This is a genomic window from Bacillus sp. KH172YL63 (assembly GCF_011398925.1).
Taxonomy (GTDB): domain Bacteria; phylum Bacillota; class Bacilli; order Bacillales; family Bacillaceae_B; genus Rossellomorea.
The window spans coordinates 2,261,232-2,276,000 of record NZ_AP022842.1 but is presented as its reverse complement, the minus strand read 5'-3'; the positions used below and the strand labels follow the sequence as shown (position 1 = coordinate 2,276,000).

Annotated in this window: 18 protein-coding genes; 12 read left to right on the top strand and 6 right to left on the bottom strand. The window is 44.0% G+C overall.

What is annotated here, in order from left to right:
- Window positions 1–9 precede the first annotated feature (9 nt).
- Window positions 10–1,245: an MFS transporter gene (locus KH172YL63_RS11475; RefSeq protein ID WP_442858726.1), complete on the top strand. Its 1,236-nt coding sequence runs from the start codon at window positions 10–12 to the stop codon at window positions 1,243–1,245.
- A 37-nt stretch (window positions 1,246–1,282) separates the two neighbouring features.
- Here the strand turns inward: KH172YL63_RS11475 and KH172YL63_RS11470 are convergent, their stop codons facing one another.
- The 3 genes from KH172YL63_RS11470 to KH172YL63_RS11460 are packed head-to-tail and all read right to left on the bottom strand — an operon-like array spanning window position 1,283 to window position 2,122.
- Complete coding sequence (locus KH172YL63_RS11470; RefSeq protein ID WP_173106227.1) at window positions 1,283–1,480, bottom strand: hypothetical protein; 198 nt, start codon at window positions 1,478–1,480, stop codon at window positions 1,283–1,285.
- A 31-nt stretch (window positions 1,481–1,511) separates the two neighbouring features.
- Entirely contained in the window at window positions 1,512–1,820 is a 309-nt protein-coding gene (locus KH172YL63_RS11465; RefSeq protein WP_173106226.1) for a hypothetical protein, read from the bottom strand.
- Window positions 1,820–2,122, bottom strand: coding sequence for a hypothetical protein (locus KH172YL63_RS11460; RefSeq protein ID WP_173106225.1), 303 nt, complete (start codon window positions 2,120–2,122; stop codon window positions 1,820–1,822). Before KH172YL63_RS11460 ends, KH172YL63_RS11465 begins: the two co-directional genes overlap by 1 nt.
- A 122-nt stretch (window positions 2,123–2,244) precedes the next feature.
- Here KH172YL63_RS11460 and KH172YL63_RS11455 point away from each other — a divergent pair, with 122 nt between their 5' ends.
- On the top strand, window positions 2,245–3,012 hold the full coding sequence (locus tag KH172YL63_RS11455) for a hypothetical protein (protein ID WP_173106224.1): 768 nt from the start codon (window positions 2,245–2,247) through the stop codon (window positions 3,010–3,012).
- 349 nt (window positions 3,013–3,361) lie between these two features.
- Here KH172YL63_RS11455 and KH172YL63_RS11450 read toward each other — a convergent pair whose 3' ends face one another.
- Both KH172YL63_RS11450 and KH172YL63_RS11445 read right to left on the bottom strand, forming a co-directional pair.
- Window positions 3,362–4,006 (bottom strand): dienelactone hydrolase family protein, encoded by a 645-nt coding sequence (locus KH172YL63_RS11450; protein WP_173106223.1) that lies wholly within the window; start codon window positions 4,004–4,006, stop codon window positions 3,362–3,364.
- Between the two features lie 72 nt (window positions 4,007–4,078).
- The gene (locus KH172YL63_RS11445) at window positions 4,079–4,576 is read right to left on the bottom strand and encodes a DinB family protein (RefSeq protein ID WP_173106222.1); all 498 of its coding nucleotides are present in this window, start codon (window positions 4,574–4,576) and stop codon (window positions 4,079–4,081) included.
- 197 nt (window positions 4,577–4,773) lie between these two features.
- Between KH172YL63_RS11445 and KH172YL63_RS11440 the strand changes: the two genes are divergently transcribed.
- Both KH172YL63_RS11440 and KH172YL63_RS11435 read left to right on the top strand, forming a co-directional pair.
- Window positions 4,774–6,459: a hypothetical protein gene (locus KH172YL63_RS11440; RefSeq protein ID WP_173106221.1), complete on the top strand. Its 1,686-nt coding sequence runs from the start codon at window positions 4,774–4,776 to the stop codon at window positions 6,457–6,459.
- Window positions 6,460–6,597: 138 nt separating this feature from the next.
- Window positions 6,598–6,855: a DUF3949 domain-containing protein gene (locus KH172YL63_RS11435; RefSeq protein WP_173106220.1), complete on the top strand. Its 258-nt coding sequence runs from the start codon at window positions 6,598–6,600 to the stop codon at window positions 6,853–6,855.
- 54 nt (window positions 6,856–6,909) lie between these two features.
- Here the strand turns inward: KH172YL63_RS11435 and KH172YL63_RS11430 are convergent, their stop codons facing one another.
- Complete coding sequence (locus KH172YL63_RS11430) at window positions 6,910–7,143, bottom strand: hypothetical protein (RefSeq protein ID WP_173106219.1); 234 nt, start codon at window positions 7,141–7,143, stop codon at window positions 6,910–6,912.
- A 434-nt stretch (window positions 7,144–7,577) separates the two neighbouring features.
- Here KH172YL63_RS11430 and KH172YL63_RS11425 point away from each other — a divergent pair, with 434 nt between their 5' ends.
- The 8 genes from KH172YL63_RS11425 to KH172YL63_RS11390 are packed head-to-tail and all read left to right on the top strand — an operon-like array spanning window position 7,578 to window position 14,722.
- Window positions 7,578–8,174, top strand: coding sequence for a TerD family protein (locus KH172YL63_RS11425; protein ID WP_173106218.1), 597 nt, complete (start codon window positions 7,578–7,580; stop codon window positions 8,172–8,174).
- Between the two features lie 47 nt (window positions 8,175–8,221).
- Complete coding sequence (locus KH172YL63_RS11420) at window positions 8,222–8,800, top strand: TerD family protein (RefSeq protein ID WP_173106217.1); 579 nt, start codon at window positions 8,222–8,224, stop codon at window positions 8,798–8,800.
- A gap of 40 nt (window positions 8,801–8,840) precedes the next feature.
- On the top strand, window positions 8,841–9,419 hold the full coding sequence (locus KH172YL63_RS11415; RefSeq protein ID WP_173106216.1) for a TerD family protein: 579 nt from the start codon (window positions 8,841–8,843) through the stop codon (window positions 9,417–9,419).
- Between the two features lie 42 nt (window positions 9,420–9,461).
- Window positions 9,462–10,247, top strand: coding sequence for a TerC family protein (locus tag KH172YL63_RS11410; RefSeq protein WP_173106215.1), 786 nt, complete (start codon window positions 9,462–9,464; stop codon window positions 10,245–10,247).
- Window positions 10,248–10,302: 55 nt separating this feature from the next.
- On the top strand, window positions 10,303–11,499 hold the full coding sequence (locus KH172YL63_RS11405; RefSeq protein WP_173106214.1) for an HpcH/HpaI aldolase/citrate lyase family protein: 1,197 nt from the start codon (window positions 10,303–10,305) through the stop codon (window positions 11,497–11,499).
- Window positions 11,438–12,835: a phosphoribosyltransferase family protein gene (locus KH172YL63_RS11400; protein WP_232066002.1), complete on the top strand. Its 1,398-nt coding sequence runs from the start codon at window positions 11,438–11,440 to the stop codon at window positions 12,833–12,835. Before KH172YL63_RS11405 ends, KH172YL63_RS11400 begins: the two co-directional genes overlap by 62 nt.
- A complete protein-coding gene (locus KH172YL63_RS11395; protein ID WP_173106213.1) occupies window positions 12,816–13,925 on the top strand; it encodes a cysteine protease StiP family protein in 1,110 nt (369 codons plus the stop codon). Before KH172YL63_RS11400 ends, KH172YL63_RS11395 begins: the two co-directional genes overlap by 20 nt.
- Window positions 13,922–14,722: an HAD family hydrolase gene (locus tag KH172YL63_RS11390; protein ID WP_173106212.1), complete on the top strand. Its 801-nt coding sequence runs from the start codon at window positions 13,922–13,924 to the stop codon at window positions 14,720–14,722. Before KH172YL63_RS11395 ends, KH172YL63_RS11390 begins: the two co-directional genes overlap by 4 nt.
- Window positions 14,723–14,769: the final 47 nt, after the last annotated feature.

Here is a 14,769-nt window from a genome sequence, read left to right as displayed (position 1 = left end):
GGTAAGAAGATGAATCAATTGAACAACGTACAGCTGGGAATCAAAGAGAACATCGTGCAATTCATCCTCCTCGTTGTGACGAATTTCTTCGTCGGATCGATGGTCGGCCTGGAGCGGACGATCCTCCCGATCATTGGAGAAGCGGACTTTGGACTTGCTTCTACAAGTGCTGCATTATCATTCATCATCAGTTTCGGATTCTCGAAAGCAGTTGTGAATTATTTCGCAGGGGCGATCGCCGACCGGCTGGGGAGGAAGAAAGTGCTGCTCATCGGCTGGGCGTTCGGATTGGTTGTTCCATTGCTTGTCATTTTTGCAGCGTCCTGGTGGATGATTGTCGTCGCGAATATCTTCCTCGGCATCAATCAGGGACTGGCGTGGTCGATGACGGTGAATATGAAGATAGATGTCGCAAAGCCGACTCAGCGGGGCTTTGCAGTGGGACTGAATGAATTTGCAGGCTACACCGGTGTGGCAGTCATGGCCGCTGTATCCGGATTTGTGGCCACCACCTATTCCAACCGTCCCGAGCCATTTTATATAGGCATCCTCCTTGTCGTGATCGGTCTGATTCTATCTCTTTTGGTAAAAGATACAGGCGGCCACTTGGCGCTTCACAGAAAAGCATCGATGCAGAAAGGTCCGTCCCTGTCTGCCAGGGAAGTATTCACGACTACGACCTACAGGAATAAAAGTTTGTCGAGCCTTACATTCGCCGGTTTGAGCACGAATTTGAAGGACGGAATGGCCTGGGGGCTGTTTCCGTTATTCTTTACCGGTGTGGGCTTGAGTGTATCCGAGATCGGCGTGCTGGTCGCGGTTTATCCTGCTTCATGGGGATTCTTCCAGCTGTTCACCGGGGCTTTAAGCGATAAAGTCGGCCGGAAATGGCTGATTGTCGGCGGGATGTGGCTGCAGGCCGTGTCCCTGTGGCTGATCCTGATGGTGGATCACTACAGCCTTTGGCTAATGGCTGCGATTCTGCTCGGGCTCGGCACGGCGATGGTATACCCGACACTGCAGGCGGCCATCAGCGATGTGGCTGCGCCTGAGTGGAGAGCTTCCTCCATGGGCGTGTACCGATTCTGGAGAGACAGCGGCTATGCATTCGGCGCATTGTTCGCCGGGATCCTAACCGATATGCTGAACGTGACGTGGGCAATCGGGCTGGTGGCATGCCTGCCTCTATGTGCAGGAATCGTCGCGGCACTGCGTCTGAAAGAGACGCTGCCATCCCAACTATAAGAAAACCGGGCATCAGTGATGTCCGGTTTTTCTTGTTCTATTCCTTTTTAGAGGTCCGTCCCTCGAGGATGAATAGGACACCCGTGAGGAAGACAGCGAATATCAGTGCGTAAGTAAACCAATTCAGGGAAACAGATACGTCTATCGCTATATAACTCACTGCATCTTCGATTGTCTTTACGATACAGAAGGTGAGGACGGCAAGGCTTGAGATGATGACACCTGTGTTTCTCATAAACTCTCTCCTTTCTTTGGCAGAAATTCAATTAGTCGAGGGAACGGGCATGGTGATCTTTCACCCAATAGGTGAGGGTGCCATCCTGCTCGATTTGATAGCGTAAGCCGGCTTTTTGCAGGCCAGCTATCATGAGTGGCCGGAGCTCACTTGTCTTTCGATTGCTTTCTTCTATGTAGGTTGAGAGAATCTCAGGGTGATAGCCTGTGGAAGCAGCTGATTTCAAATAATCCACCGCCGCCTGTTTCACGGCATACAGTTCGATTGTTTTTAAATGGAGATCTTTGAAGTCTCCCGGGGGATTCAGTTCTTTCAGTCTTAGAACATGTTCCGTCAGCATCATATCCGTTTCGTTATGTCCACGATCAGTGCAGAGAGGTTGCCTTTCGCTGCGTACACTTTCGTGAGCAGTTGTTTATAACTTTGATCACTTGCGCTGAAGTATTGCTCCCGTTCCTGCAAGTAGCTCCGGATGTTCTGATCCTTATTGATGGTGATCTCCTGATAAATTTTCATCTGCAATCCACTGGCAAACAGGGCGATCACAAATAGTCCAATTACACCCCATGACCATTTGAACGGTTTCTTCGGCTTCGGGCGATAACGGTCGTCTCTCCAGTAGTCTCTTTCTGCGATGGGCATGTGTTGGTCCTCGTTTCTTTAATACTAGTAAAATACCTCTTTTGTGCTACCATTATATTACATAATATAATATATTTAACAAGTGCTTTCCAGATAAAAAAAGTAGCCCAAAGGAGCCGCCAATGGACACTCAACTCATCATCTCACTCGTTATCCTCATCATTCTCGCTGAAGCAGGTGCCGTCATCCTGTTCGTGAAATACAGAAGGGGAGATATGGAACATAATCCGTTTGTGACCATCCTGAAGAAAGAGGGACTGGTATTCTTCCATGCACTCTTCAGGTGGAAAGTGAAACCTGAAAGAAGCCCGGAAGTCCGGAGCTATTCCTACCATAAAGGATCGAACTATTTCTGGCTGTTCATCGCGCTACTTCACGAACAAATCATCGAGGGCATCGTCTTTCATATTTACTTAAAGGAAGTGGATCCATTAAGGGCGCAGATTCTGGTCGTCCTGCATGTCTACACGGTCCTTTATATGCTCGGTGATTATAACCTAGTGCGTAATTCCCCAATCAGGATCCTGAAACATAAGGTCATCATGGATATCGGGTTAAGAAGGTCACTCCGTTTTTATATAGAGGATATCGCTCTCATCCAGGCTGCCAGAACGCAGTATAAGGAAAGCGGGGCCATCATTCATGAAAAGAACGTCTTCCATGTCGCCATGCTTCCAAGGGTGTTCACCCGGGTATTCGGGATGATGGATGAATTGAAGTATGAAATCGTCTTTAAGGAACCAGTGATCGCTAGAGGGTATTTCGGACAGAGGAAGATCGTTGAGAAGGCGTTGATTTATATGGAGGATGCAGAGTTGCTGGTTGGGGATCTTCGGGAGGAAATGGCGAGGGTTGAGGGGCCGGCAGGGATTATGACAATAAACAGGTAATAAGGGGTTATATATGCTATTTTTATACTTAGCTGTGATTCCGATATTAGGAGTTTTATGGTTTGTGAATTTCATTTCTTTTTTGAAAAATTTAAAGGAAGAAAAAAGCAGCAGTGCACAGAATTTTAAGGGAGTCATTTTGACGTTTCATTTCTTATTTTTTTCATGTACGGGTTTGCTTCAGTACATTAACCATAAAAAACAAACCATTCTAGGTGGTTTGTTCTTTTATGCATTCTTTACTTACGATGAAACATGCTCGAAATACATTCATAAATGTCTTAGGATTCATCGAGGAAGAAGAAAAAGGTTTATCGCCATTTCGACTATTCATTTTATCTCTGCCAAATCACTTTTGCATCTTTTGCCCATTTAATACATTTTCTAATAGAGCAAATGATTGATGAAAGGCGTTTTGGCAGAACGTTTGTGAATAGGGATTTGCGAATCCATGGAAAGCATGAAAGAGATGAAGGGAGATATAGTCATTCTCTTTTTGCTCAATTTCTTTTGAAAGATGGCGTACATCAAATGATTTTTCCACATCAGAAAAGAATAGATGTGTGGGGCAGGTTGGGTTTATATGAACATAATCTCTAATTCTCGAACCATAATAACAGATCACCCCGGAAATATACTGGTGCTCACTGCATAACCAAGCAACGGTGGCACCGACACTAAAACCAATGACATAAATGTTTCTATAATTTTTTCTGTTTTCGTCGACCAACTCTATGACGGTATTTTTCGCTTTTTTAATTCCAATATGCTGAAAGTAACTCTTATAATGATCTTCTTCACTTTCTCCCTCAGGTGTTCCAGAAGGATATAAATTCGGGCACAAGACATCTACACCTAAATTCCTTATTCTCTTGGTTATATCATGCATGTGATCATTAACGCCATGTATTTCATGTATGAGAATCACCAGGCTCTCATGTGTTTGGCAGCCAACCATGGAATACACCCTTTCAATGAAAAGTTCATCGTTCAACTTAAAGAGAATCCATCAATCACCAATCGTTATACTAAAACAGCCGGCCCAAAGCCGGCTGCCCCATCTCCATCAACTCTTCTGGGCATTCATCGCTTCCCATTCTTCCTTACTAGGGCCATATACGCCAGGCACTCTTACTCCGGCCTGTCTCATCAGGACTGTCAGTTGTCCACGGTGGTGGGCCTGGTGCTGGATCAAGAGGCGGAAGACTGCCTGGACCGGCATATCCATTCCGAACAGGTTCACCATTTCGTTCATTCTTTCATCCGTTACCTGCTCAGAAACGGCTTCTGAAAGGCGGTCGCTGACAGATTTGTATGTTTCACTGATTTCAGCAGCTGAAGCAGGAGCGTCCTTGCGAAGGTCCGGTGCTTCGAACATGATGCCGAGCTGAGCGGGGAAGTAGTAGGATGAACCTGTGATGTGCCAGGCTACGCTTCCGATGCTGTACATATCAGGAGCGACTTCCTGCTTCAACGACTCATCGGTGAGTGCGTCCAGTACTTTCTGGGTTGTGGCTGCTTCACGTTTCCATTCTTGTACGAAATCATTTACGGTTGTGAACATGATCATTTCCTCCTTTAGTGTGAAAGAACAGTTTCTACCATATTGTAGCATGGCAGGCAGGATTGATGCTCCTCAGACCGCTTCGTACCACTGTAAAAATATTTTAGTTTACTAGGTACAAAGACACGTGTACTCCGTATTTTTCCATAATAAAATGACTAAGAAACATGCTGGATTTATTAGAGAAGGGGAAACGTATGAGTGAGTTGAAAATAAGAAGTTTGATGAAGCAGCTGCACATTCCTGATGAAGAAAAGCGGTACAATGCTTTAGGAAGTTTGTATGAATTGAAGGAAAACGACAACCTGCAGATCCGGATTGATTTGTTGGAGGAGATGGTAAAGTCGGCGGCTGCCCCTTTCCCGGAGCGTGTCGACAGCTGGGATAATCCGTCCCTTGCCCTGATTGATTTCGTCTGTGATTACCCGATGCCGGAAATCATTGACCAGCTCATGAAGTCCTTCGACGGATTGGACAGGGATGCGAAGGTACGGGCCCTTCTCTGTTTGTTATCGACGAAAGATGAGGGGATCTTCCACGAGCTTCAAGAGAAGACGATTTCCATGATGAAAGAAGGGGATGCCCATCTGCCAGTCGAGGAGCTGTGTGAATTTCCGGTACTCGTGAAGGGCATCGTCGAGAAGACGTTGGAGAATCTGAAGTCACCTCATTATAAATATATGTATTATGACTTTCTGACATCGATTAACGACTCAGGCGTCGATCCCGGCTACAAAAGAACTACCATCCTTCCGATCCTTATAGAAGACTATCAGAAGCTCCGTGAGGAATATCTTGTTTATGACAGACAGTACAAGCCAGAATTCGTGTATCGTTCGTGGAGGGATTCCTACTTCACCCTGAGGTACCGGATCAACACGCTGCTAGACCTGATGAACTTCTATTATTCAGATGAGACGGAAGCACTGCTGAAAGAGGCAGTCGGTTTCAAGGACCCACGCATCAGCACGATTGCTGCTTTGGTCTGCCTGAATAAGAATATTCCGGTCGAACTGGAGACGCTCCAATTTCTTTCTGCAAATGTGGAAAGTGCAGAAATGCTGTACTGGGGCTTGGCGGAGAATAACAAAGAACATGTCTTTGCCGTGGAACCGAAACAGCAGGTCCTCGCCAAATCCCATCTGTTCAGTCATCTTGCATTCATGACCGATGAGGAAGGGGAGCATATGACACTCTATCCGGAAGAAATCACTGTCGTCGATTCCATCGACACCGTGAATTCCTATGGCCAGCCCCTCCGTTACTTCCTCATGAGCTTCTCAAACGGGGATGAAGTAATGGCAGCGTGGGTCGGCGGTTATGTCCTGGAAGAAGAGGATGACGGTGCCGACATGTGGGAAGGAACATACACTGATTTCGAACCGTTCAACAGCCGTTCAGTCGAAGAGCACAAACAACTGTTCATGAAAAAACGGGAAGAAAACGCCCAGGAGCATGAACAATCCGTCTATTATGACAGCTCTCCCAAGCTGTCAAAAGGACTGTGGTTCTTCTATGCCCTGCTTATCGGCCACTGGATCCGGGCATTCACCAATGGCATAACCTCAGGTGAAATCTTCATTTCCATCGCCTTCACACTGCTGGGCGGAATGCTCACCATCTATGAAATTTGGAAGAATAAAAGGAGCACCGTCTCCATCGTTGGCAGGGACCTGATCAAAATGAGCGGAGCCAAGAAAGAAAGCATCCCATTGAAAGACATCAAGAAAGTGACATATGATAAGAAGCATATCAGCGTCTACAACAAAGAAAATGGGCTTCAATTGAAAGTGCCTTTGAAATGGGTCGAGTATGACCACTTCTATTATGCGATGGTGGAGCACACGAGCCATTTGAGGGAGCAGCCTTATATTGAGGAGTGAGCGCGGGGACGGTTCCCGTGCTTCTTTTTTTGAGACGGAGAATTTCAAACTCGAAAAATATTTTGGTATTGGAACTTTTTACAAGGTCAAACGTATATCCATATATGAATCATTATTTCAATCAAGGAGTTGTTAAAAATGACATTGACAATATTCTTAGCTGTCTTCGGTTTGTATGTACTGATATCCCTCTTGATCTTACCAATCCAGTACCGCTTCTTGGTTGCATTGAAAGCGGAAGAAGAAAAGAACAGGTTGAAAGGGAAGAAGCAGGGTGAGATGTATGATGAGATGAATGCGGGCGAGTTGGTCCTTCATGAGAATATGCAGGGGAATGGGCTGTTCTTTTTGGCAAATTTGTTGGCTGCGGTTATTTATAGGGTGAGGCATCGGTGAGAAATATGGGGACGGTTCCTATATTTTATTTTCACAAGGAGCGTCCCCAAACTTTCATTCTAGTTTTTTTATATTCTTCTGATGATCAAAACAATAAGCTTTCACTTTATCAGACACAGCTTTATGGCAGATGACGCAATTTGATTTTGGTGTTGTGGCGCCTTTTAACGCCTGAACGTGTTCTTCACGGACCTCAAGATCAGTAATATTAGCCTCAAGGAAGGCTTGGGAAATAGTGGAGATATCATTCTCGGAAAGAAGAGGTTGTTTGTGTTGTAGTTTCAACACGGATTCTTTCCTGTGAATGAATTCAGACAGTTCTAAATACGAACATTAGCCACCCTTTTCTCCATCTACCAAATCCGCAGCATCCCCTCAATCTTCAAATCAATAAAAAATAATGAAACCAACCCCAGTCTCAATCGTAGATAATAGTAAGGCCTAATAAGAGGAGGAAGTTTTATATTAATTCAATGAAGGTCTACGAAGAATCAGCAGGCAATTCGCATATTTAAAAACGGTTTCCGTACTTCCTTTACATAACGAAGAAGCAACAGAACCGTCCCCATGATTCATTTATATATAGTGAATCCTAGATTTAATGAAAGGTTTTTAGTAGAATGTGGATAGTGTGTGTTACAATTTTCTAAAAAAACCACTATCATTCTACAAAAAGCGAAAAATTGTTTAGTAGTATTGCTAATGAAGAGGAGTGAAGAGGAATGTCAATTTCTTTACAAAAAGGACAAAGGATTGATTTAACAAAAGGGAATGCCGGTTTATCCAAACTAATGGTTGGTCTTGGTTGGGATCCTATTAAAGTCAAGAAAAGCGGATTCTTCGGTTTAGGCGGTGGAACTCCGGATATTGATTGTGATGCATCTGTCCTAATGTTGGAGAATGATCGATTCACTGAGAATAAAAATCTGATTTATTTCGGCAACTTGAAAAGTAATTGCGGAAGTATCAATCATACCGGTGATAATCTGACCGGTGCTGGAGATGGGGATGATGAACAAATCCTTGTAGACCTTCAAAAAGTTCCTCAACATATTAATAAGCTTGTGTTTGTTGTAAATATCTATGATTGCCACAGACGTAAACAAGACTTTGGTATGATTGAAAATGCATTTATTCGCGTGGTGAATATGAATGATAAGCAAGAACTGATCAAGTTTAATTTAACAGAAAACTACTCAGGCAAGACAAGCTTGATTGTGGCAGAGATCTATAGACACGGAAACGAGTGGAAGTTTGCTGCAGTCGGAACAGGGACCAATGATGGGAAAGTAGGAGACCTCGTTCAAAAGTTTGCGTAATAAACAATCTGATAAAAAATTTAACTTAAAGATAGGGGAGAATTATTTTGGCAATCACATTATCAAAAGGTCAAAAAGTAGATTTAACAAAAACTAATCCTGGTCTATCCAAAGTAATGGTTGGTCTTGGTTGGGATACAAATAAGTACGATGGTGGAAATGACTTCGATTTGGATGCGAGTATTTTCTTGCTTGATTCAAACGGTAAATGTTCTTCTGAAAAGGACTTTGTTTTCTACAATCAGTTGATTGGTGGAAATGGTTCTGTTGAGCACACTGGTGATAACCTTACTGGTGAAGGGGATGGAGACGACGAGCAAGTGAAAGTCAACCTGAGTGCTGTTCCAGCAGCGGTTGAAAAAATTTCATTTGTCATCACGATCCATGATGCAGAGGCGCGCAACCAGAACTTCGGTCAAGTGTCTAATGCGTTTGTAAGAATCGTGAATGAGGATAACAATGAGGAAATCATCCGTTATGATTTGGGTGAGGATTTCTCGATTGAAACGGCAATTATTGTAGGTGAATTATATCGCCACAATGGAGAATGGAAGTTCTCTGCAATCGGTTCCGGATACCAGGGCGGCTTAGCACGAATCGCTACAGATTATGGTCTTTCAATCTAATAAAACATCTACTCTATGAATAATGATTGGAGAGATAAAAATGGCAATTCAGTTATCGAAAGGTCAACGAATTGATTTGACCAAAACGAATCCTGGATTGATAAGAGCAGTTATCGGTCTGGGATGGGATACTAATAAATATCAAGGCGGGCATGATTTCGACCTGGACGCGTCTGCTTTTCTGGTGGATGAGAATGATAAATGTGTAAATGATCAGGATTTTATTTTTTACAACAATTTATCCCACCCTTCTGAGTCTGTTATACATACAGGTGATAACCTGACAGGGGAGGGAGATGGTGACGATGAACAGTTAATCGTGGATTTCTCGAAGATTCCTTCGTATGTTCATAAGATTGGTATCACTGTCACCATCCATGATGCTGACGCGCGCCGTCAGAACTTTGGACAAGTGTCCAATGCATTCGTTCGTTTGGTGGATGATGCATCTGATAATGAACTGCTCCGTTTTGATTTAGGGGAAGATTTCTCGATTGAAACAGCAGTGGTCGTTTGTGAACTATACAGACACGGGAATGAATGGAAGTTTAGTGCAATTGGCAGTGGCTTTTCTGGTGGATTGGCAGACTTATGCCGAAATTATGGTTTGCAGGTTTAAAGCAGGCTGAAACTTATGGTTCAGCTTTAGGAGGATCAATAATTGGAAATTATAGAACAAATACTTTCAACGTATGCGATGTTTTTTGACTTTGAGATGTGGGGAGAAGTGTTGACCGATCCTGTAGCATGGGGATTAATCGGCTCGCTTGTCGTCATTGAGGGGTTACTGTCCGCGGATAATGCCCTTGTCCTTGCAATATTAGTGAAACACTTGCCGGAAAAACAAAGGAAAAAAGCGTTGATGTACGGATTGTTTGGAGCCTATTTCTTCCGTTTCTTATTTATCGGAGTAGGTGTTTACTTAGTTAAATTTACATTTGTTAAGGTGATTGGGGCGGCATACCTTGCCTGGATCGTCATTGACTTCTTCCGCAAAAAGAACAGTGAGAATGATGAGGAAGAAACGAAGGAATTCAATAAAGGCAGCTGGTTGGTTCGTACAATAGGTGTTTTTTGGGCAACTGTATTTACTGTTGAAATGGTCGATATCACCTTCAGTGTGGACTCAATCCTGGCAGCGTTTGCCATTTCAGATCAGGTCTGGGTACTGCTTGTTGGCGGTATGCTAGGAATCCTTATGATGCGTACCGTTGCCGGTGTCTTCTTGAGATTAATCGATAAGTTTCCCGAGTTTGAAACCACAGCGTTCATTCTGATTGGATTGATTTCGGCGAAGATGTTTGCAAGTATCTTCGGATTCCATCTGGATCATGTCGTGTTCTTTGTCATATTGATTGTGGCATTTCTTGCTACATTCGTCGTTCATTATATTAACAAGGCTAGAATGGTTGCCAGCGAGCAAACAGCAGCTTCCAAAGAAGAATAATGGAAAGAAGGAGACTCTGACTCTCCTTCTTTTTTCTAAATATGAGGTGTAATAGATGAGGCATTTTAGTTATTTATCGGCTCTGCAGACTGCAGGGGTTTTTTATATTAAACCGGCGGACATTACGAAAGAGTCACCGAAAGACCTGCTGGAATACAGCTTGGGAGCCACATTATATATGCCGGCTACAAGGGCAGATATTTCAGATTTGGTCATCGAAAGGAAATACCCTGAATTATGTTCCATGGTCCTATGTCTCGAGGATGCCATTGGTGACAGTGAAGTAGCACATGCGGAAAAAATGGTGATCCACCATCTTCAATCGATTTATGAGTCTTTACAAAACGGAAGACTGTCTACAACAGATCTCCCCTTGATATTTCTTCGAGTACGATCACCTGAGCAAATCTCCACTATGAGCAGCGCCCTGGGAGAGGCGATCTCCTGTTTAACCGGGTTCGTATTTCCTAAGTTTTCACTTGGTAATGCTTCTTCCTATTTGAATCACTTGATTCAAGCTGGAAAGGAAAATGGGATTCATTTATACGGGATGCCGATCTTTGAAACAGCTGACCTCCTCGAAAAAGAGACCCGGTACAGTCATCTATCCGATATAAAGAAGCTACTTCATCAATATAAGCAGTACATACTGAATATTCGTATCGGTGCCACGGATCTTTGCGGGCTTTACGGAGTCAGACGCAACTGCCATACAACGATATATGATATTTCGCTCGTGAAAGATTTTATGATGGATGTGATGAACTATTTCGGAAGGGACTACACGATTTCCGGGCCTGTGTGGGAGTATTTTGAGCATTCCTCTTCAAGGATCTTGAAGCCTGAGTTGCGACAGTCTCCTTTTAAAGAATCTTACGGAGAAGAAGGATTACGGTTCAGGTCGCAGTTATTGAGTGAATATCATGATGGATTAATCAAGGAGACCTTGTTGGACCTGGCCAATGGATTGAATGGCAAAACGGTCATCCATCCGGATCACATCAAAATTGTGGAAAGTCTGAATGCCGTTTCGAAAGAGGATTATTTGGATGCACTGTCTATCACGGAGAGTGCAAATGGAAATGTTGGAGTGAAAAAGAGTGAATACGCCAACAAAATGAACGAAATCAAACCCCATTATTTATGGGCACAGAAGGTTTTGAGAAAATCAATGATTTATGGGGTGTACAATGAAAATCACAACTACATCGACTTATTGTCAGACACAGCACAAACTTCAACTGTTACCTAATATGACCATTGAAATAGAGGTTTTGGAAAATCCCCTGAACCTCACGCTCGACGACTTATTCCTGATGGCAGCGAGGGTGAATAAGAAGAGAGGATTTCTATTTGTTAGTAAACTATTAGGAAAACATTTACCGTTAAATCCTTCACAGTCACTGCTTGCATCGGGTTTATTGGCAATTGAATATTACGAACAAATCACAGGCAAAAGTGTGAAACAGAAAGACTGTATCATAAAAGGTACTTTCTCTGATGAACCTTTGGAAATCCAGGAAGCCTATCATATACTGTCCGGTTTAAAGCTCTGTTTACCAAACAATCCCCTAATCATCGGGTTTGCCGAAACCGCAACTTCGCTCGGACATGCATTTTTTGACAGTATCGGGGACGCTGAATATATCCATACCACAAGGGAAGAAATCAAGGACCTCGTTCCCCTGTTGAATTTCAAAGAAGAACACTCACATGCGGTCAACCAATTTTGCTATCTAGATGAGCACAGCATACGAAACGATAAACCGATCGTACTGATTGATGATGAAATGACAACGGGTAAGACGGCTTTGAATATCATCAGAGATATTCATTCCAAATTTCCACGTGAACAGTATACTGTCGTATCGATTCTGGATTGGCGATCGGATGACAATAGAAAGCAGTTCCGCCAGTTGGAAAGAGAATTAGAAGTGAAGATCCATACGACATCCCTCTTGTCGGGACATATCACATTTTCCGGAGAAACCATCGGGGAAGCGGAGTATGATTATCAGGCGATAGATCAGGGGAATGAACTTCACGTAGAAAGGTTCAACCTCGCACCGTATTTCACCCGGACTCCATATGTTAATAACAAAGACGGGATTCCATATATCAAAGAAACAGGAAGATTCGGGATTGCCCATAACCATAAAGAGGACGTGGACGCAGCCTGCGGGAAGGCAGCAGATTATTTGAAACAGTACCGGGTTAATAAGAAGACTCTTTGTCTCGGTACCGGTGAAATGATGTACCTCCCGATGAAGATCGCTTCACTCATGGGAGAAGGAGTACTCTATCACTCCACCACAAGGAGCCCGATTCTTCCCATAGAGAAGCAGGGGTATGCGATAAAGAGCGGTTTTTCATTCAAGAATCCAGAAGACGATGCAGTGGTTCATTATATCTACAATATCCCCCGGGATGAGTATGATGAATTGTTCATTTTCTTTGAAAGAGAGGTTTCAGAGGAATCGCTGAACGAAATTAAACAATTGGCGAAGGACAGGGGCATCGGGACTTTGAATGTCGTTATGTTTTCCACTATGGAAAGGAGTGATGATGATGGTCAAAACAATAGATAATCTGGGCAGTTACACAAAGGAAGACGTTACCTTCCTCCTAAAGGATCTGTCTGGGGCCGATATTGAAAAAAGTACGCTTGAACGGGAAAGGGCGATCCAGAACGGAGTCCACTATTCCGAGATGCTTCCAGTCGAATATCAGCCTTCCAAAGAATACATCAAGCTTTTTCATGATTCATTGGAAAAAACCAAAAAGGACATCGCTTTATATGTGGCCCTTGCCGCTGAACAGATTGTACATTCACGTGGGCTGGATATCGTCCTCTGCAGTCTGGCCAGGGCAGGGACCCCTATAGGTGTTCTGATGAAAAGGTATATCGGCTACAAATATGGTGTGACGGTCCCCCATTACAGTATATCGATCATCAGGGGCCGTGGCATCGATGAAAATGCTCTTTCATTCATACTGGACCAACACCCTGGAGAGAATCTGGTGTTTGTGGACGGGTGGACCGGAAAGGGTGCGATTACGAAAGAGCTGACATCATCTATCAACCGCTACAACAAGAAGCATGGAACGGATCTTTCCCCTGAGCTTGCCGTCCTGGCCGATCCCGGTCACTGCTCTAATCTGTACGGCACCCGGGAGGATTTCCTGATTCCCAGTGCCGGCTTGAATTCGACGGTTTCCGGTCTTGTAAGCCGTACGGTATTGAATGACTCGTTGATTGGTCCTGATGATTTCCACGGGGCAAAATACTATAAGGAATTGTTACCGGAAGACTTGTCATTGTTCTATGTGGATACGATTACGTCTGAATTTAAAGGGATATCATCAATAGTGGAAAGAGAGCTTGCCGGGCTGCGGGAAAACCATACAGACATGAATTGGGAAGGCTTGAATTCGGTGAGGAGAATTCAGGAAGAGTTTCATATTCCCGATATCAATCATATCAAGCCGGGTGTCGGGGAAACGACACGTGTTCTGTTAAGAAGGGTGCCGTGGAAGATTCTGATCAATACGGAGAAAGAACATTATCTAGAGCATATCCTCATGCTTGCAAAGGACAGAGGGGTTCCCGTTGAAGAGTATAATGACATGTCGTACAGCTGCTGCGGCCTGATCAAGCAGATGGACAAAGAGACATGAACGCATTCGCAAGTGACCTGGACCGTACCCTGATTTTCTCACCAAGAATGCTCGCAGCGTATGGGTCGGACGGCAACGAGGAATGCATTGAGCTCCTCGACGGGAAACCCATTTCCTATATTTCAACCAAAACGAAAGCGATCCTGAAGCAGATCAATGATGACATGCTTTTTATCCCGGTGACAACAAGGACAATCGAGCAGTATAAGAGGATCCAGCTGTTTCAAGATACAATCAAGCCCGACTATGCGATCACCAGCAATGGGGGAACGATCTTGAAGAGGGGTGAGGTGTGGAAGGAATGGACGATTCATGTCGAGCAGCTGCTACAGAACTCCACGCCCCTTAAAGAGATAATGAAGAAAGTCACAGCCCTTAACGACACAAATTGGATCAAGAAAATCAAACCGGGAGACTCTGTGTTTTTTTACATCATCCTCCATACGGACCGTTTTTCTTCTGATCGATTCTTAGAGTTAAGGGCACTTGCGGATCATTTAGGATGGCAAGTGTCACTTCAGGGAAGGAAACTTTATTTTATTCCAAAGGTCCTTACGAAATGGACCGCCCTTCGCTATTTACGAGTGGCGCTCGGATTAGATGATATTTGCACAGCAGGTGATTCCATCCTGGATTTTGAACTGATTACGAACGGGACGTATGGGATTGCCCCCCTTCATGGAGAGGTTCTGGAGAAATTTCCTATACTCAATCAGACGAGGGAAGCTGGAATCAACGCTTCAGTGGAAATCGTCGATTTCGTACAAAGCCGCTATGGGAACGTAGAGGCAAAATAGGAATTATGCATTACATGGAGGTCACCGGCTGATGACCTCTGCTGAAA